Origin of the sequence: Pseudomonas sp. PNPG3, from assembly GCF_023093815.1 — a bacterium.
GTDB lineage: Bacteria > Pseudomonadota > Gammaproteobacteria > Pseudomonadales > Pseudomonadaceae > Aquipseudomonas > Aquipseudomonas asiatica.
In genome coordinates this window covers 1-13,503 of the sequence record NZ_JALLKV010000054.1, presented here as the reverse complement: position 1 = coordinate 13,503, position 13,503 = coordinate 1, and the positions used below count along the sequence as shown (strand labels likewise).

At 61.8% G+C, this 13,503-nt stretch carries 13 protein-coding genes; 9 read left to right on the top strand and 4 right to left on the bottom strand.

Going from position 1 to position 13,503, the window contains the following annotated elements; all coding sequences use genetic code 11:
- Positions 1–5: 5 nt before the first annotated feature.
- Entirely contained in the window at positions 6–308 is a 303-nt protein-coding gene (locus MJ643_RS24850; RefSeq protein WP_024086272.1) for a DUF3565 domain-containing protein, read from the bottom strand.
- Between MJ643_RS24850 and MJ643_RS24845 the strand changes: the two genes are divergently transcribed.
- Complete coding sequence (locus tag MJ643_RS24845; RefSeq protein WP_003259610.1) at positions 307–792, top strand: peptidylprolyl isomerase; 486 nt, start codon at positions 307–309, stop codon at positions 790–792. The two genes, MJ643_RS24850 and MJ643_RS24845, sit on opposite strands and share 2 nt — an antisense overlap.
- Positions 793–937: 145 nt before the next feature.
- The gene (locus MJ643_RS24840) at positions 938–1,420 is read left to right on the top strand and encodes a glutathione peroxidase (RefSeq protein ID WP_015268966.1); all 483 of its coding nucleotides are present in this window, start codon (positions 938–940) and stop codon (positions 1,418–1,420) included.
- A 131-nt stretch (positions 1,421–1,551) separates the two neighbouring features.
- On the opposite strand, the gene MJ643_RS24835 is transcribed toward MJ643_RS24840, so the two are convergent.
- Positions 1,552–2,742 carry a glycosyltransferase family 1 protein gene (locus tag MJ643_RS24835; protein WP_024086273.1) on the bottom strand — a complete coding sequence of 397 codons (1,191 nt, stop codon included), beginning with the start codon at positions 2,740–2,742 and terminating at the stop codon, positions 1,552–1,554.
- 177 nt (positions 2,743–2,919) lie between these two features.
- Here MJ643_RS24835 and MJ643_RS24830 point away from each other — a divergent pair, with 177 nt between their 5' ends.
- The 3 genes from MJ643_RS24830 to MJ643_RS24820 all read left to right on the top strand — a co-directional run bounded on the left by MJ643_RS24830 (position 2,920) and on the right by MJ643_RS24820 (position 6,445).
- Positions 2,920–4,236, top strand: a complete 1,317-nt coding sequence (locus MJ643_RS24830) for a PAS domain-containing methyl-accepting chemotaxis protein (RefSeq protein WP_024086274.1) — start codon at positions 2,920–2,922, stop codon at positions 4,234–4,236.
- A gap of 226 nt (positions 4,237–4,462) precedes the next feature.
- Positions 4,463–5,809 carry a DUF6861 domain-containing protein gene (locus MJ643_RS24825; protein WP_247727031.1) on the top strand — a complete coding sequence of 449 codons (1,347 nt, stop codon included), beginning with the start codon at positions 4,463–4,465 and terminating at the stop codon, positions 5,807–5,809.
- An 18-nt stretch (positions 5,810–5,827) separates the two neighbouring features.
- Positions 5,828–6,445: a GAD-like domain-containing protein gene (locus MJ643_RS24820; protein WP_024086276.1), complete on the top strand. Its 618-nt coding sequence runs from the start codon at positions 5,828–5,830 to the stop codon at positions 6,443–6,445.
- A gap of 45 nt (positions 6,446–6,490) precedes the next feature.
- On the opposite strand, the gene cysZ is transcribed toward MJ643_RS24820, so the two are convergent.
- Positions 6,491–7,219, bottom strand: coding sequence for a sulfate transporter CysZ (gene cysZ / locus MJ643_RS24815; protein ID WP_004376058.1), 729 nt, complete (start codon positions 7,217–7,219; stop codon positions 6,491–6,493).
- Positions 7,220–7,547: 328 nt separating this feature from the next.
- On the opposite strand from cysZ, the gene trxB reads away from it, so the two are divergent.
- The gene (gene trxB, locus MJ643_RS24810) at positions 7,548–8,510 is read left to right on the top strand and encodes a thioredoxin-disulfide reductase (protein WP_015268972.1); all 963 of its coding nucleotides are present in this window, start codon (positions 7,548–7,550) and stop codon (positions 8,508–8,510) included.
- 63 nt (positions 8,511–8,573) lie between these two features.
- On the opposite strand, the gene nadC is transcribed toward trxB, so the two are convergent.
- The gene (gene nadC / locus MJ643_RS24805; protein WP_038408711.1) at positions 8,574–9,422 is read right to left on the bottom strand and encodes a carboxylating nicotinate-nucleotide diphosphorylase; all 849 of its coding nucleotides are present in this window, start codon (positions 9,420–9,422) and stop codon (positions 8,574–8,576) included.
- A 242-nt stretch (positions 9,423–9,664) separates the two neighbouring features.
- Between nadC and MJ643_RS24800 the strand changes: the two genes are divergently transcribed.
- The 3 genes from MJ643_RS24800 (at position 9,665) to ampE (ending at position 13,421) form a co-directional block, all read left to right on the top strand.
- Positions 9,665–11,812, top strand: a complete 2,148-nt coding sequence (locus tag MJ643_RS24800) for a DUF1631 domain-containing protein (RefSeq protein ID WP_208209737.1) — start codon at positions 9,665–9,667, stop codon at positions 11,810–11,812.
- 209 nt (positions 11,813–12,021) lie between these two features.
- Positions 12,022–12,594, top strand: coding sequence for a 1,6-anhydro-N-acetylmuramyl-L-alanine amidase AmpD (ampD, locus tag MJ643_RS24795; RefSeq protein ID WP_023662425.1), 573 nt, complete (start codon positions 12,022–12,024; stop codon positions 12,592–12,594).
- Positions 12,591–13,421: a regulatory signaling modulator protein AmpE gene (ampE, locus tag MJ643_RS24790; RefSeq protein ID WP_038408715.1), complete on the top strand. Its 831-nt coding sequence runs from the start codon at positions 12,591–12,593 to the stop codon at positions 13,419–13,421. The genes ampD and ampE overlap by 4 nt, the downstream gene beginning before the upstream one ends.
- The last annotated feature ends 82 nt before the right edge of the window (positions 13,422–13,503 follow it).

Below are 13,503 nucleotides of genomic sequence, written 5' to 3'. Positions count from 1 at the left end.
AGAAATTAACGGCCAAGGGTAGCGCTATCGGCCCCTTGTGCGCACCAGCCGCAAGCGAAAGGCTGGCCGATGCGCTGCTCGCGCTGGGTCGGGTCGAGCACCCAGGGGCGTGCCTGCCACGGCGGCTGGTGGCGCAGGTGCTGGGTGTGGCCACAGGACAGTTCGGCCACCCAGTGGCCCTCTTCGTCCTGGTGGAAGCCGGTGATCCGACTGATGGGCCGTTGCTCGTCCGCAGTGCGTTCGCAATCGGGCGATGGCTTGGTTACACTTGTCCGCTCTACATACTTTTGCAAAAGGTCTTGCCCCATGCTGATCGCCGCCAACAAGGCTGTCTCCATCGACTATACCCTGACCAACGACGCCGGGGAGACCATCGACAGCTCCGCCGGCGGTGCACCGCTGGTTTACCTGCACGGTGCCGGCAACATCATCCCGGGCCTGGAAAAAGCCCTGGAAGGCAAGCAGGCCGGTGATGAGCTGAACGTTTCCATCGAGCCGGAAGATGCCTACGGCGAATACCTGGCCGAGCTGGTCAGCACCCTGAACCGCAGCCTTTTCGAAGGTGTCGACGAACTGGAAGTGGGCATGCAGTTCCACGCTTCGGCGCCGGATGGCCAGATGCAGATCGTCACCATTCGCGACATCGACGGCGACGACGTGACTGTCGACGGCAACCACCCGCTGGCCGGCCAGCGTCTGACCTTCCAGGTCAAGGTGGTCAACGTTCGTGATGCCAGCGACGAAGAAATCGCTCACCGGCACATCCACGGTGAAGGTGGCCATCACCACTGATTTTTCTGCGCTAAGCTCAGAAAGTCGCCAGGCGCTCGGGCAAGCCGATTTGCCTTCCTACGGGAGGTGGACGGTTTGGACGAGCGCCTTTTTAGTGGGCGTAATTCGCCTGCGCGGCAACCGGGAACCTGAGAGGGGATTCATCATGAGTGCATTTCACGACCTGAAACTGGACGCATTGAACGGCGGGGAGCTGCCCCTCGCACCGTTCAAGGGCCAAGTGGTGCTGGTGGTCAACGTTGCCTCCAAGTGTGGCCTCACGCCGCAATACAAGGCCCTGGAGAACCTCTACCAGAATTACAAGGACAAGGGCTTCAACGTGCTTGGCCTTCCGTGCAACCAGTTTGCCGGGCAGGAGCCTGGCAGCGAAAAGGAAATTCAGGAGTTCTGCAGCCTCAACTACGGGGTGAGCTTCCCGCTGGGTGCCAAGCTGGAGGTCAACGGGCCGCAGCGCCATTCGCTGTACCGACTGCTGGCGGGTGAGGGGGCGGAGTTCCCGGGCGACATTACCTGGAACTTCGAGAAGTTCCTGGTGGGCAAGGACGGGCGGGTGCTGGCGCGTTTTTCGCCGCGCACGGCGCCGGATGATCCTGCGGTGGTGCAGGCTATCGAGAAAGCCTTGGCCTGAAGTGCCTGACGCGGTCCCTCTGTAGGAGCGGCCTGGTGTCGCGATCGGGCCGCATAGCGGCCCCCGGATATCAGCATTGTCGCAACTATCGAGGGGCTGCTCTGCAGCCCGATTGCGACACAAGGCCGCTCCTACACAGATCGCGTAGCACCCAGCCTCGAAGCAGGCGAGGTCGCAGCCTGGTTCCGGGCTGCATGCAGATACCCCTCGAACTGCTCGACAATCGCCGGCCATCCCTGGTGGCTGGCATGCTTTCGCGCATTCAGGCGCACCCGCCGTAACGTCTCTTCTTCCTCCAGCAGCCAGCAGGCTGCATCGATGAACGCCACCTGATCCCCCGGCATGGCCAGCGCACCGCTATGGCCATGACGAATATGCTGCGCGGCGGCTGCCTCGTCATAGGCGACCACCGCCAACCCCGAGGCCATGGCTTCGAGTACCACATTGCCAAAGGTTTCGGTCAGGCTCGGAAACAGGAAAAGGTCACCGCTGGCATAGTGTTCGGCCAGCACCTCGCCACGCTGGACGCCGCAGAACATGGCATCCGGTACCTGCTGTTCGAGGGCGGCACGCTGCGGGCCGTCACCGACCATTATCAGGCGCAGACGTTTGTGTGGATAAGTTTTCTGCAGGGCCTCCAGGCTTGGGCGCAGCAAGCCCAGGTTCTTTTCTGCCGCCAGCCGCCCCACATGCAGCACGGCGATATCATCCGGGCCGAGCCCCCAGCTTTCCCGTAATGCGGGGTTGCGCCGGGCCGGGTTGAACAGGCAGGCATCGACCCCCCGGGCCAGTAGCTCCAGGCGTTCGAAGCCACGGCGTTCGAGCTCCAGGCGCTGGCTGAGGCTGGGTACCAGAGTGATCGCCGTGCGCCGATGGAACCAGCGCAGGTAGTTGGTGAGCAGGCGCGTCAGCAGGCCCAGCCCGTACTGGCCGGAATACTGCGGGAAGTTGGTGTGGAAGCCACTGACCACCGCAACCCCGAGGCGCCGGGCCGCGCGCAGTGCACTGAGCCCAAGCGGCCCCTCGGTGGCGATGTACAGCACATCCGGGCGCTGTCGACGCCAGCGGCGCAACAGCTTGTGCATCGATACCTCGCCCCATTGCAAGCCCGGGTAGCCAGGCAGTGGCCAGCCACGGCACAGCATCAGGTTCGGGTCGCTGTGCCGCGTTGCTTCTCCGGCCTGGCGTGGGCGCACCACTTCGATCTCATGGCCGCGTTGGCGCAACCCCTCGCTGAGGCGGCCAAGGGTATTGGCCACGCCGTTGATCTCGGGTGGGAAGGTTTCGCTGACCAGGGAAATGCGTAGGGCGGGTGTATTCATGACAAAAAGTTTCCGCCTGCTGGATTGCGCCAATGTGACTGCCGTGTGACGTAAAGATGACGCCTGCTCGCCGACGCGTATGTCCACGTGAATATTTCATTGCAGGGCACTCAAGCGGGGGCATCGGCAGCCGATGAAGATGCATTCGACTACCCGATTCGCTCCAGGAGAGCGGTGATGTTCAACAACAAGCTCAAGCAAGAAATCCGGCAGCTTCGCGAAGACCTGATGTCCATAGAACAGGTCAAGAATAGCCTCGACAGCGAGATGCTGGTACTTCAACTCGACCCTCAGGGACGGATCGAGATGGTCAATGCCAACTTCGAGAGCGAGATGCTCTACCGTGGCGAACAATTGCTTGGGCGCAACATCGAGGACATCGTCCCCGCCCATGTGAAGACGCTGGATTTCCACCAGCGCATGAAGGGCGCAATCAGCCGCGGTGAACACCTGAACGGTGCATTCCGCCTGCTGCGTGGCAATGGCCAGGAAGCCTGGCTACGGTCGATCCTGCAGCCGGTCAAGAACAGCGAGGGGCGCATCAAGTATTTCACGCTGCATTCCAGCGACCTTACCCGCACCATCGAGACCTCCCGCGAGCACGAAAGCCTGATCAAGGCCCTGATGCGCTCCACCGCGGTGATCGAGTTCGATCTCGATGGCACCATCCTCACTGCCAACGACCGGTTCCTGGGCGCTGTCGGTTACCGCCTGGAGCAGATCCGTGGCAAGCATCACCGCATCTTCTGCGAGCCGGAGGAGGCCAACTCGGCCGGCTACCAGGCGTTCTGGGACAAGCTGCGCCGTGGCGAGTACGTTGCCGACCGCTTCAAGCGTATCGATGCCCACGGCCGGGTGGTCTGGCTGGAAGCTTCATACAACCCGATTTTCGATGCCCATGACGTGCTGTACAAGGTGGTGAAGTTCGCCACCGTCATCACCGATCAGGTCAACCAGGAGCAGGCGGTGGCCGAGGCGGCGGATGTCGCCTACAACACCTCGCTGGGTACCGATGCCAGTGCCCGCAAGGCCACCGATGTGGTAACCCAGAGCGTCAGCGTGATGCGCGGGCTGGAAGCGTCGATGCAAGAGGCGGCAGAGGGTATCCAGGCACTGGATACCCAGTCGCGGGTGATCGGCTCGATCATCAAGACCATCAGCGACATTGCCGGGCAGACCAACCTGCTGGCGCTGAACGCGGCCATCGAAGCGGCCCGCGCTGGCGAACAGGGACGTGGGTTTGCCGTGGTTGCCGATGAAGTGCGCCAACTGGCCTCGCGCACCAGCACCGCCACCGAGGAAATCGCCCGCGTGGTACAGCAGAACGAGCAACTGGCCCAAGCGGCAGTGGCGATCATCGACACCAGCAAGCGCCAGGCCGAGCAGGGCCTGGCACTGGCGGACGAGACAGGGAGCGTGATCGTCGAGATTCAGGATGGTGCGAAGCGGGTGGTGGATGTGGTGGGGCAGTTTTCCAGCCAGTTGAGTCTTTGATATGGCCTGAGGTTTGTAGCGCATATGCAGTCGAGCCCCCGCCCAGATGGGGCTCGATCTCAGGCACGACAAAGATCCCCAACCTTGTCCATGGTGCCGGCTGAACAGCTCAACTTCGCTGAACCTGCCGTAAAAGAAGTCGCATTTTCCTACAACTGGCTAAGAAACCTCCGATCCGAATCCATGATGGGATTTCCCCCTGCACACGCTGTCAGGGAGACACCTCATGTACCTGGATTACCTCGTGCCCTCCTGGCACGAGATCGAGTCACGTGTCATCGCCATGGTGGGCTACCAAAGCGGTGGCCAGTTCCGCACCAGCCTCAATGAAGAAGTCGCCTCGCTAGGCCTCAACCTGCGCCGGATCGAAGCCGTCCGCACAGCCTTCTACCACGCCGAATGGCAGGCGGCGCACATGCTGCGCCAGCGCTTCGCCGACCTCGACATCAACAGCATCGTCGACGAACTGCTGATGGTCGTGCGGCAGATGGCGATGATCGTCGCCGGCAGCACCATTACCGGTGGCCTGCTTGGCGCGGGGGTTGGCACATTCGCCGGCGGCGCCGGAACCATTCCGTTCGCCGGCGCGGGCGCGGCTGTGGGCCTCAAGGTCAGTGGCTGGATCCTCGGCGCGCTGGGGCTGGCCTCCATCGCCGAGTTCTTCATCGAGGGCTTGCCGCGTATCGGCGAGTACTACGTCGACGGCATTCGCTTCGCCTGGGAAGGCACCTGCGGCAATGAAGGCACGGGCCCGTTCTGCCGGGACGACCCCTATGCGATATCCCGGGCCACGCATCAGATTGCCCAAGGCCATGTGGAAGTCGTGCTGCTGTTGTTGGGGGCGATCGTGTCGTACCTCACCCGCGGCCGCGGCGATGCCCGGGTGCTGGCCCAGGAAATGGCGGCCAGCCGCAAAGGTGCGCGGCTGGGGCAATGGATGCTCAAGCATGAAGAGGGCTTGAAGAAACGGCCAGACCTGCAGGTGCCGGAGCGACGCAAGGGGGCGGTGGGTGAGCCGCAACCGATGCAGCCTGATCGGCCGGCTGAGAAAGACAAGGAGCCCTCGACAGGGAAGCCCGGTAGCATGCCGTTGCATACCGTGGCGTGCTTCAAGGCAGACAAATTGCCAGTATCCAAGCATGGCGAGTTTGAACGGCAGTTGAAGGGACAGCAGGATGGGCTAAACCGGCTTACGGTTGAAGAGTTTCTCGAAAATATCGCTAATCCGGCCAAGCGAGATCCGCGCATTGCAAAAATAGCGAGAAAGGAACTTTATGATAAGTTGCAGGAGAGGATTCAGAGGGATCTGATGAAAACTATGAGTGCCATTGAAGCTAGAAAGCTCTCGGTGAAGCAAGCAAAGGAAACCATGTCATCTCTCGCAGCTTTGCATAATCCTGACTTGATCGCCGGTGGACGGGATACTATTTCTGACTTTGGCGACAGGCAAGTTAACTCGAGCATAGGCACGCAATGGAAAAGCAGAGTTTATGGTTTGAAAGCTGCTGCCGAGAAAGCTTCAAGATCGGGTGTGGGGTCAGGCCTGTTAAACGTAAAACTGCATAAATGCTAGTCGCTTGAGGGTTTCGCCGTGGATGAGATTTTTTCCCTGTTTGTAGAGCAAGTTGGTGAGCCGTTTTTTCGACAGGAGGTTCCTCCCTCAAGTCTGGATCGATACAGAGGGATCTTGCCGAGCAAATTGTTAGAGTATTGGAGTGAGCACGGTTGGTGCGGATATGGTGACGGGATATTTTGGACTGTCAATCCCCAGGAATATGAAGAGGTAACTGCCTCGCTTATCGAAGGCACAATATTGGAGAGGCGGGATAGATACCACCTGATCGCTCGCGGTGCATTTGGTGACCTGTATCTCTTTGGAGAGCAAACGGGTTTCTCAGTAAAGATTTTGGCTCATATTTCACGATATAGGGGAAGTGAATATGAGTTGACGGCGGCGGATATGGACAGTGAAGTGCAAGGTTTCTTCCTTGGGAAAGAGAAGGCGTCTGTTGACTTTGATGGAATGTTCGAGCCAGCAAAGAAAAAACTGGGCATGCTAAAGCATGATGAAATGTATGGGTTCGTTCCAGCCCTGGCGTTCGGCGGCTCAAGCGACCTTGCTAACCTTGAGAAGGTTAAGGCAGTGGAGCATCTAATACTGCTTTCTCAGATTGCCACCCTCGAGCCCTACAGTTTCTCCGACTTTTGAAAATGCAGCCCGCAAAAAGGGGCTGCCCTGCAGCCCCTCGCCCCTTCAGTTCCGCTCCCGCACCCAGAACAACGTAGCCCCGGCCACCGCCGCCGGCATCATCAGCACGTTCACCACCGGCACCATCAACGCCAGATAGGTGATGCCGCCAAAGCCCAGCGATTGCCAGCGCTTCTGCCGCAGCCAGGCGAGCATGTCCTGCCAGCTCATCTTGTTGTTGTCCGCCGGGTAGTCGATGTACTGGATAGCCATCATCCATACCCCGAAGATCAGCCAAAGCGGCGCCGCCACCACGTTGACCACCGGGATCAGCGACAGGATGAACAGGCCGATGGCCCGCGGCAGGAAGTAGCCCAGCTTGCGCATTTCACGGCCGAAGGTACGTGGCACCATGGCCACCAGCTCGCCCCAGCTGAACGCGGGGAAATTGTCCTCGCCACGCACCACAACCTCGACCTTTTCCGCCAGAAAGCCATTGAACGGCGCGGCGATGATGTTGGCCACCAGGGTGAAGGTGAAGAACACCATCAGCACCACCAGGGCGACGAACAGCGGCCAGAGGATGTAGGTGAGAAAGCTCAGCCAGCTCGGCAAGCTTGGCATCAGGGCGTCCACCCACAGGCTGAACTGGTGGCCGGCGAAGTAGATCAGGCCGCCAAACAGCAGCAGGTTGACCGCCAGCGGCAGCAGCACGAACAACCGCAGATTGGGGCTCAGCACCAGTTTCAGGCCTTCGCGCAGGTACTGGGGGCCAGAGAGTACAGGGGCTTGCATCGAGAGACTCCGCAGAGAAGGAAAACGCGCTGACCTTACCGAGTTTGCCGCGCCGACGAAAGGCGGGCAGCGGGCGGGAAACGGGCTGTAACAAAAGCAGCAGGGCTTGGCTATCGATCAAATCGCTGAATAGACGATGGCTATGAGGTGGATTGTCGAAGGATATTTCCTTAATCTTTGCGACCTCGCTACAGTGCGCTCACTTTCCGCTTTATGGGCCTGCGCGTTGTAGCCTTCCCCAAGTGCTGCGTGGGTCCTTTTTAATTTCCAGGCAGGCGCAGCCGGTACACCGATGCCGGCCCTGCGGCCCGCTCGACAGGAGTTCGACATGTCTGAAGTACGTCATTCGCGCGTCATCATTCTCGGTTCCGGCCCTGCCGGTTACAGCGCTGCGGTATATGCCGCCCGTGCCAACCTCAAGCCGCTGCTGATCACCGGCATGCAGGCCGGTGGCCAGCTGACCACCACCACCGAAGTCGACAACTGGCCGGGCGACCCCCACGGCCTGACCGGCCCTGCGCTGATGCAGCGCATGCAGGAACACGCCGAGCGTTTCGAAACCGAAATCGTCTTCGACCACATCAACGCCGTCGACCTGGCCAACAAACCCTTCACCCTGCAGGGTGACAGCGGCAAGTACACCTGTGACGCGTTGATCATCGCCACTGGCGCCAGCGCCCGCTACCTGGGCCTGCCGTCGGAAGAAACCTTCATGGGCAAGGGTGTTTCGGCCTGTGCCACCTGCGACGGCTTCTTCTACCGCAACAAGCCGGTCGCCGTGGTGGGTGGCGGCAACACTGCCGTGGAAGAGGCGCTGTACCTGGCCAACATCGCCAGCAAGGTGACTCTGGTACACCGTCGCGATACCTTCCGCGCCGAGAAGATCCTGGTCGACAAGCTGCATGCCCGTGTGGCCGAAGGGAAGATCGAGCTCAAACTCAACGCCACCCTGGACGAAGTGCTGGGTGACAACATGGGCGTGACTGGTGCGCGCCTGAAGAACAACGATGGCAGCAGCGACGAAATCAAGGTCGACGGCGTGTTCATCGCCATTGGCCACACCCCGAACACCTCGCTGTTCGAAGGCCAGCTGACCCTCAAGGACGGCTACCTGGTGGTCAACGGCGGCCGTGAGGGCAATGCCACCGCCACCAACATCGAGGGCGTGTTCGCCGCCGGTGACGTGGCCGACCACGTTTATCGCCAGGCCATTACCTCGGCCGGTGCCGGCTGCATGGCGGCGTTGGATGTCGAGCGTTACCTGGATGGGCTGGCCAACGCTTCGTTCTGATCCGAGAGCGCCACCAATGAAAAAACCGGCCCTGAGGCCGGTTTTTTCATGCCTGCAATCAGCTTACAGGCTCAACCGCATCGACAGGTCCACTGCCTTCACATCCTTGGTCATGGCACCAATCGAGATGTAGTCCACCCCAGTCTCGGCAATCACCCGCAAGGTCGTCTCGTTGACCCCGCCACTGGCTTCCAGCTTGGCCTTGCCCGCAGTAATGCGCACTGCTTCGCGCATCTCTTCCAGAGTCAGCTCGTCGAGCATGATGATGTCGGTACCAGCGGCCAGTGCCTGGCGCAGCTCATCCAGGCTTTCCACTTCGATTTCCACCGGCTTGCCCGGCGCAATGCGGTGCGCCGCCGCCACGGCCGCGGCCACGCCGCCGCTGGCTGCGATGTGGTTTTCCTTGATCAGGAAGGCGTCGTACAGGCCGATGCGGTGGTTGTCGCAACCGCCGCAGGTCACTGCATACTTCTGCGCCAGGCGCAGGCCCGGCAGGGTCTTGCGGGTGTCCAGCAGGCGTACCTGGGTGCCTTCCACCAGGTCGGCAAGGAAGCGCGCACGAGTGGCGACACCCGACAGCATCTGCAGGAAGTTCAATGCACTGCGCTCACCACTGAGCAGCGAACGCGCGGGGCCCTCCAGATGGAACAGCGGCTGGTTGGCCGTGGCGCGCTCGCCATCGGCCACCTGCCAGTGCACGGCCACGCGTGGGTCGAGTTGGCGGAACACGGCATCGACCCAGGCGGTGCCGGCGATCACGCAGTCTTCGCGGGTAATGATGGTCGCCTTGGCCAGGCGCTCGGCCGGGATCAACTGCGCGGTGATATCGCCACTGCCGATGTCCTCCAACAGCGCACGGCGCACATTGGCTTCGATTTCAGCGGTCAGGTCGGCAAGGCGTAGGTTCGGCATGGTCGGCTCCACAAGCTAGATGCCGGCGATTATAGGGCAGGGGGCCGGTGTGTACAGTCGCCTCGGCGATGACCTTTGGTCGGCCGGTGTGAGCAGGCGGGGTAAATCAGGGTCATTAGCCAGCTAGTGAAACGGCGCTGGCAGCTGTGTGGATTTTTACCGATAATGGTGACTAGTATTTGGCGTCATGACTTTGACGATCTTCAGCCCCTTCGGGCGAGACACCCTGCAAGGAGTACAGGATGCAAAAAGAAGGCAAGGTGGTGCCCTTGGCGGCAGCCATCGATCGAGGCGGGCGTACGCCTCTGCCTTGCCTTCCGGTATTGCTCCTGCAGGTGCGCGACAAGGCCGCCTTGCAGTTGCGTCAGGGCCTGCAGGGCTTGTTCGACAATGCTGACGACACCCTCTTCGAGATGGCCGACAAGGCCTTCGACCGCAGTGACCAGAACCTGTACTTCGAGGCCATGCGTGACCTGCGCCTGAAGCGCAAGAGCATCGAGCGCGGTTTTCTCGACACGTTCTATGATGCCTTTGCCCGTATCGGCCAGGTTGACCTGCTGGCGCACATGGTCGAGCCGGGCAACCTGCGCAGCAAGGCCCACGTGGAACGGGCTGGCGCGATAGAAGGCATGGTCGCGCGCGTGCTGTCACGCGACGGTATTGCCCTGCAGCAACTGGGCCTGCGCTTGCAGGTACTGCTCGACCGCCCCCTGCACGAGCAGCACAACCCGCTGGGGCCCGCAGCGCTGTGCGGCTACTTCCTCTACGCTGGCCGCAACCTGGGGGTTGGCCTGCGGGTCAAGCTGGTCCTGCTCAAACTGTTCGAGCGCTATGTGTTGCGCGATGCCGACGTGATCTATGGCGAAGCCAACCAGTTGCTGGCCGCCGCCGGTGTATTGCCTGAATTGCCGTCGGCACCACGTCGGCGTGCCGAAGATCGGCGCATGAGCGCAGGTCGTGGGCCGGCGAACCTGGGTCACGAGGTGGGCTCGGACGCGGCAGGGCAGGCTTTCTTTGCCTCGTTGCAAACACTGCTGGCCCCGGTGCGTGGAAAGTTCGCGCCTCGTTTGCAGGCGGTGGCCGCCGCCCAGCCAATCAGCACCGCCGACCTGCTGCGCCTGCTTTCGCATTTGCAGCACTATGTGCCCGCTACCCACGAGGCCGACGATTTCGAACTTGGCCAACAGCTTGAACAATTGCTGTTGCGGGTCAGCGTGCGCAGCGGCACACGCCGGCGTATCGATGTTGCCGACGAGGACATGATCAACCTGGTTGGCCTGCTGTTCGTCTTCATCCAGAACGACGACAACTTGCCGGCCAGCCTGCGTGCGCTGATCGGGCGTTTGCACATTCCGCTGCTTAAAGTGGCCCTGTTGGACAAGGGGCTGCTCAGTCGTGCCAGCCACCCGGCCCGCCGGCTGCTCAACGAGATCGCTGGCGCGGCAATCGGCTGGGAATGCGGCGGCGACGGTATGCGTGACAGCCTGCACCTGCGGGTGGAGCGTATCGTCCAGCGCCTTCTCAATGATTTTGCCGAAGATACCAGCCTGTTCGCCGAACTGCTCGAAGACTTCCTCGCTTTCAACCAGGACGAGCGGCGGCGCAACGAGCTGCTCGAACAACGCACCCGCGACGCCGAAGAAGGGCGTGCCCGAACACTGCAGGCCAGGCAGCAGGTGCAGCATGCTCTCAACCAACGGCTGCGCGGTAGGTTATTGCCGCAGGTGGTGGTACAGATGCTGGTGCAAGCCTGGAGCCAGGTACTGCTGCTGGCCTGGCTCAAGCAAGGTGAAGCATCCCAGGCCTGGCGGGATGCCTTGCAGACGATGGACACGCTGCTGGCCAGCATCACTCCGCCGCATGAGCCGCATGCCTTGCTGCAGCAGGTACCGGGCCTGCTCAAGGCACTGCGCGATGGCCTGGCCAGCGTGGCCCTGGACTCGGCAGCGACCCGCGAATTCTTCCTGCAACTGGAACAGCTGCACCTGCGTGCGTGCGCGGGTACCGCGATGCAGCCCGGCACTGAGGGCCAGCCCTTGAGCGAAGTGCTGGTGGCCGAGGACATCGTCCTGGCGATTGCCGAGGAACCCGCTTGTGCTCCGTCGCAGTTTGCCGACGGGCAGGCTGTGGCGCTGCGCCACGTGCAGCGCCTGCGTATCGGTACCTGGGTAGAAGTGCTGGACGAGGACGAACCGCTGCGCTGCAAACTGGTGGCGCGCGTCGACAGTAGCGACCGGCTGGTGTTCGCCAACCGCACCGGTATGAAAGTACGCGAATGGAACGGGGCCAGCCTGGCCCGGGCACTGCATCGAGGTGAGGTGCGGGTGCTGGATGACGGGCTTTTGTTCGAGCGGGCGCTTGAGGCGGTGCTCGACGGGCTGCGGCGGTAGGCACAACTGTCTTGCGCATTATCTGCAAGCTGGCACGATCTCTGTGGGAGCGGGCGTGCCCGCGAAACAAGCGCCGCGGTGGATGGCACCGGCTGCGCCGGTGTTCGCGGGCACGCCCGCTCCCACAGCATTACAATGATTCACATGCAAACGCCGTTGGCCGCAGGGCATACTGTTGACCTGTTCACGGCGCTCTCAGGATCTGCCCCATGCAATTGGACCGTGCCACTGGCTGGTTCCACGGAATCGGAATCACCCATTGCCCCTCGCCGAACTTCAATGCTCGCCCCGAAGGCGAATCGATTTCCCTGCTGGTTATTCACAACATCAGCCTGCCGCCGGCCTGCTTCGGTACCGGCAAGGTCCAGCAATTCTTCCAGAACCGCCTGGACCCCAATGAGCACTCGTACTTCGCCAGCATCAACCACCTGACCGTGTCGGCGCACCTGTTCGTCGAGCGTGACGGTGCGGTGACCCAGTTCGTGTCGTTGCTCGACCGTGCCTGGCACGCCGGGGTGTCGTGCTTCGACGGGCGTGAAGGCTGTAACGATTTCTCCATCGGCATCGAACTGGAAGGCACCGACGACCTGGCTTATACCGATGCCCAGTACACGGTGCTGGAGCAACTTACCCGGCACATCCGCGGTGCCTGGCCGGCCATCGGGCTGGACCGCATCCAGGGCCATAGCGACATTGCCCCGCAGCGCAAGACCGACCCCGGCCCGGCCTTCGACTGGCCGCGCTACCGAGAGGCGCTGCAGCAAAACGAGGACAAGGCATGAGTTTTCTGGTGTTGTTGCTGGCGCTTTGGGTCGAGAAGTTCTCGGCCCTGCGCCATCAGGTGCAGCGAGATGGGTTCTTCCTCGGCGAACTGGTGCGCCTGGAGCGCAGCGGCAAGGTGCACCCATGGTGGACGCTGGCCATTCTGGTGTTGGCACCGGTAGCGCTGCTGGTTTTGCTGCTGCATGTTCTGGACCCGGTGGCGTATGGCTTGCTGGCGTTGCCGGTGCACCTGCTGGTGCTGATCTACAGCCTGGGCCGCGGCGATGCCAAGGCATCGATGGGGCCGTTCCGTGATGCCTGGCGGCGCGGTGACGACCAGGCCGCGCTGCACGTGGCCGAGCGCGACCTGGGGCTGGCGGCCGACGAGCCGCAAAGCCTGTTGGTGCAGGTGCAGGGCAACCTGCTGTGGCAGGTGTACCAAGGCTTTTTCGCGGTGATCCTCTGGTACTTCGTGCTGGGCCCGGGTGCAGCCCTGGCCTATCGCTTGCTGGCTCTGTGTGGCGAACACAGCAAGCAACCGACGTTGAAGGCCCGTGCCGAGCAGCTCAGGCATATCATGGACTGGCTGCCGGTGCGGGTGCTGGCCTTGAGTTTCGCCCTGGTCGGCAATTTTCTCGCGGTTACCCGGGTGATGCTGCACGAGGTGCTCAACTGGCACATCAGCGCCGCCCACCTGGTTGCCAGGGTCGGGCGCATTGCCGATGACATTCCCGAAGAAGAAGACAGCCAGCGCGGGCTGGGACGGCTGGACAGCCTGTGGGAGCTGCTGCTGCGCTGTGCGGTGCTGTGGTATGCCGGGTTTGCGCTGTGGACGGTGCTTGTCTGAACTGACACGCTGGCTTCTTCGCGGGCTTGCCCGCTTGTATGGTTAGACTTGAAGGGGTGGTGGGACTAAATGCCCGATTCTG

Bases quoted from the DNA above. Each gene is read 5' to 3' on its own strand.
- cysZ (WP_004376058.1), bottom strand. From the start codon at position 7,219: ATGCAAGCCCCTGTACTCTCTGGCCCCCAGTACCTGCGCGAAGGCCTG.
- MJ643_RS24845 (WP_003259610.1), top strand. From the start codon at position 307: ATGCTGATCGCCGCCAACAAGGCTGTCTCCATCGACTATACCCTGACC.
- MJ643_RS24835 (WP_024086273.1), bottom strand. From the start codon at position 2,742: ATGAATACACCCGCCCTACGCATTTCCCTGGTCAGCGAAACCTTCCCA.
- MJ643_RS24840 (WP_015268966.1), top strand. From the start codon at position 938: ATGAGTGCATTTCACGACCTGAAACTGGACGCATTGAACGGCGGGGAG.
- nadC (WP_038408711.1), bottom strand. From the start codon at position 9,422: ATGCCGAACCTACGCCTTGCCGACCTGACCGCTGAAATCGAAGCCAAT.
- MJ643_RS24830 (WP_024086274.1), top strand. From the start codon at position 2,920: ATGTTCAACAACAAGCTCAAGCAAGAAATCCGGCAGCTTCGCGAAGAC.
- trxB (WP_015268972.1), top strand. From the start codon at position 7,548: ATGTCTGAAGTACGTCATTCGCGCGTCATCATTCTCGGTTCCGGCCCT.
- MJ643_RS24850 (WP_024086272.1), bottom strand. From the start codon at position 308: ATGGGGCAAGACCTTTTGCAAAAGTATGTAGAGCGGACAAGTGTAACC.
- ampD (WP_023662425.1), top strand. From the start codon at position 12,022: ATGCAATTGGACCGTGCCACTGGCTGGTTCCACGGAATCGGAATCACC.
- ampE (WP_038408715.1), top strand. From the start codon at position 12,591: ATGAGTTTTCTGGTGTTGTTGCTGGCGCTTTGGGTCGAGAAGTTCTCG.
- MJ643_RS24800 (WP_208209737.1), top strand. From the start codon at position 9,665: ATGCAAAAAGAAGGCAAGGTGGTGCCCTTGGCGGCAGCCATCGATCGA.
- MJ643_RS24825 (WP_247727031.1), top strand. From the start codon at position 4,463: ATGTACCTGGATTACCTCGTGCCCTCCTGGCACGAGATCGAGTCACGT.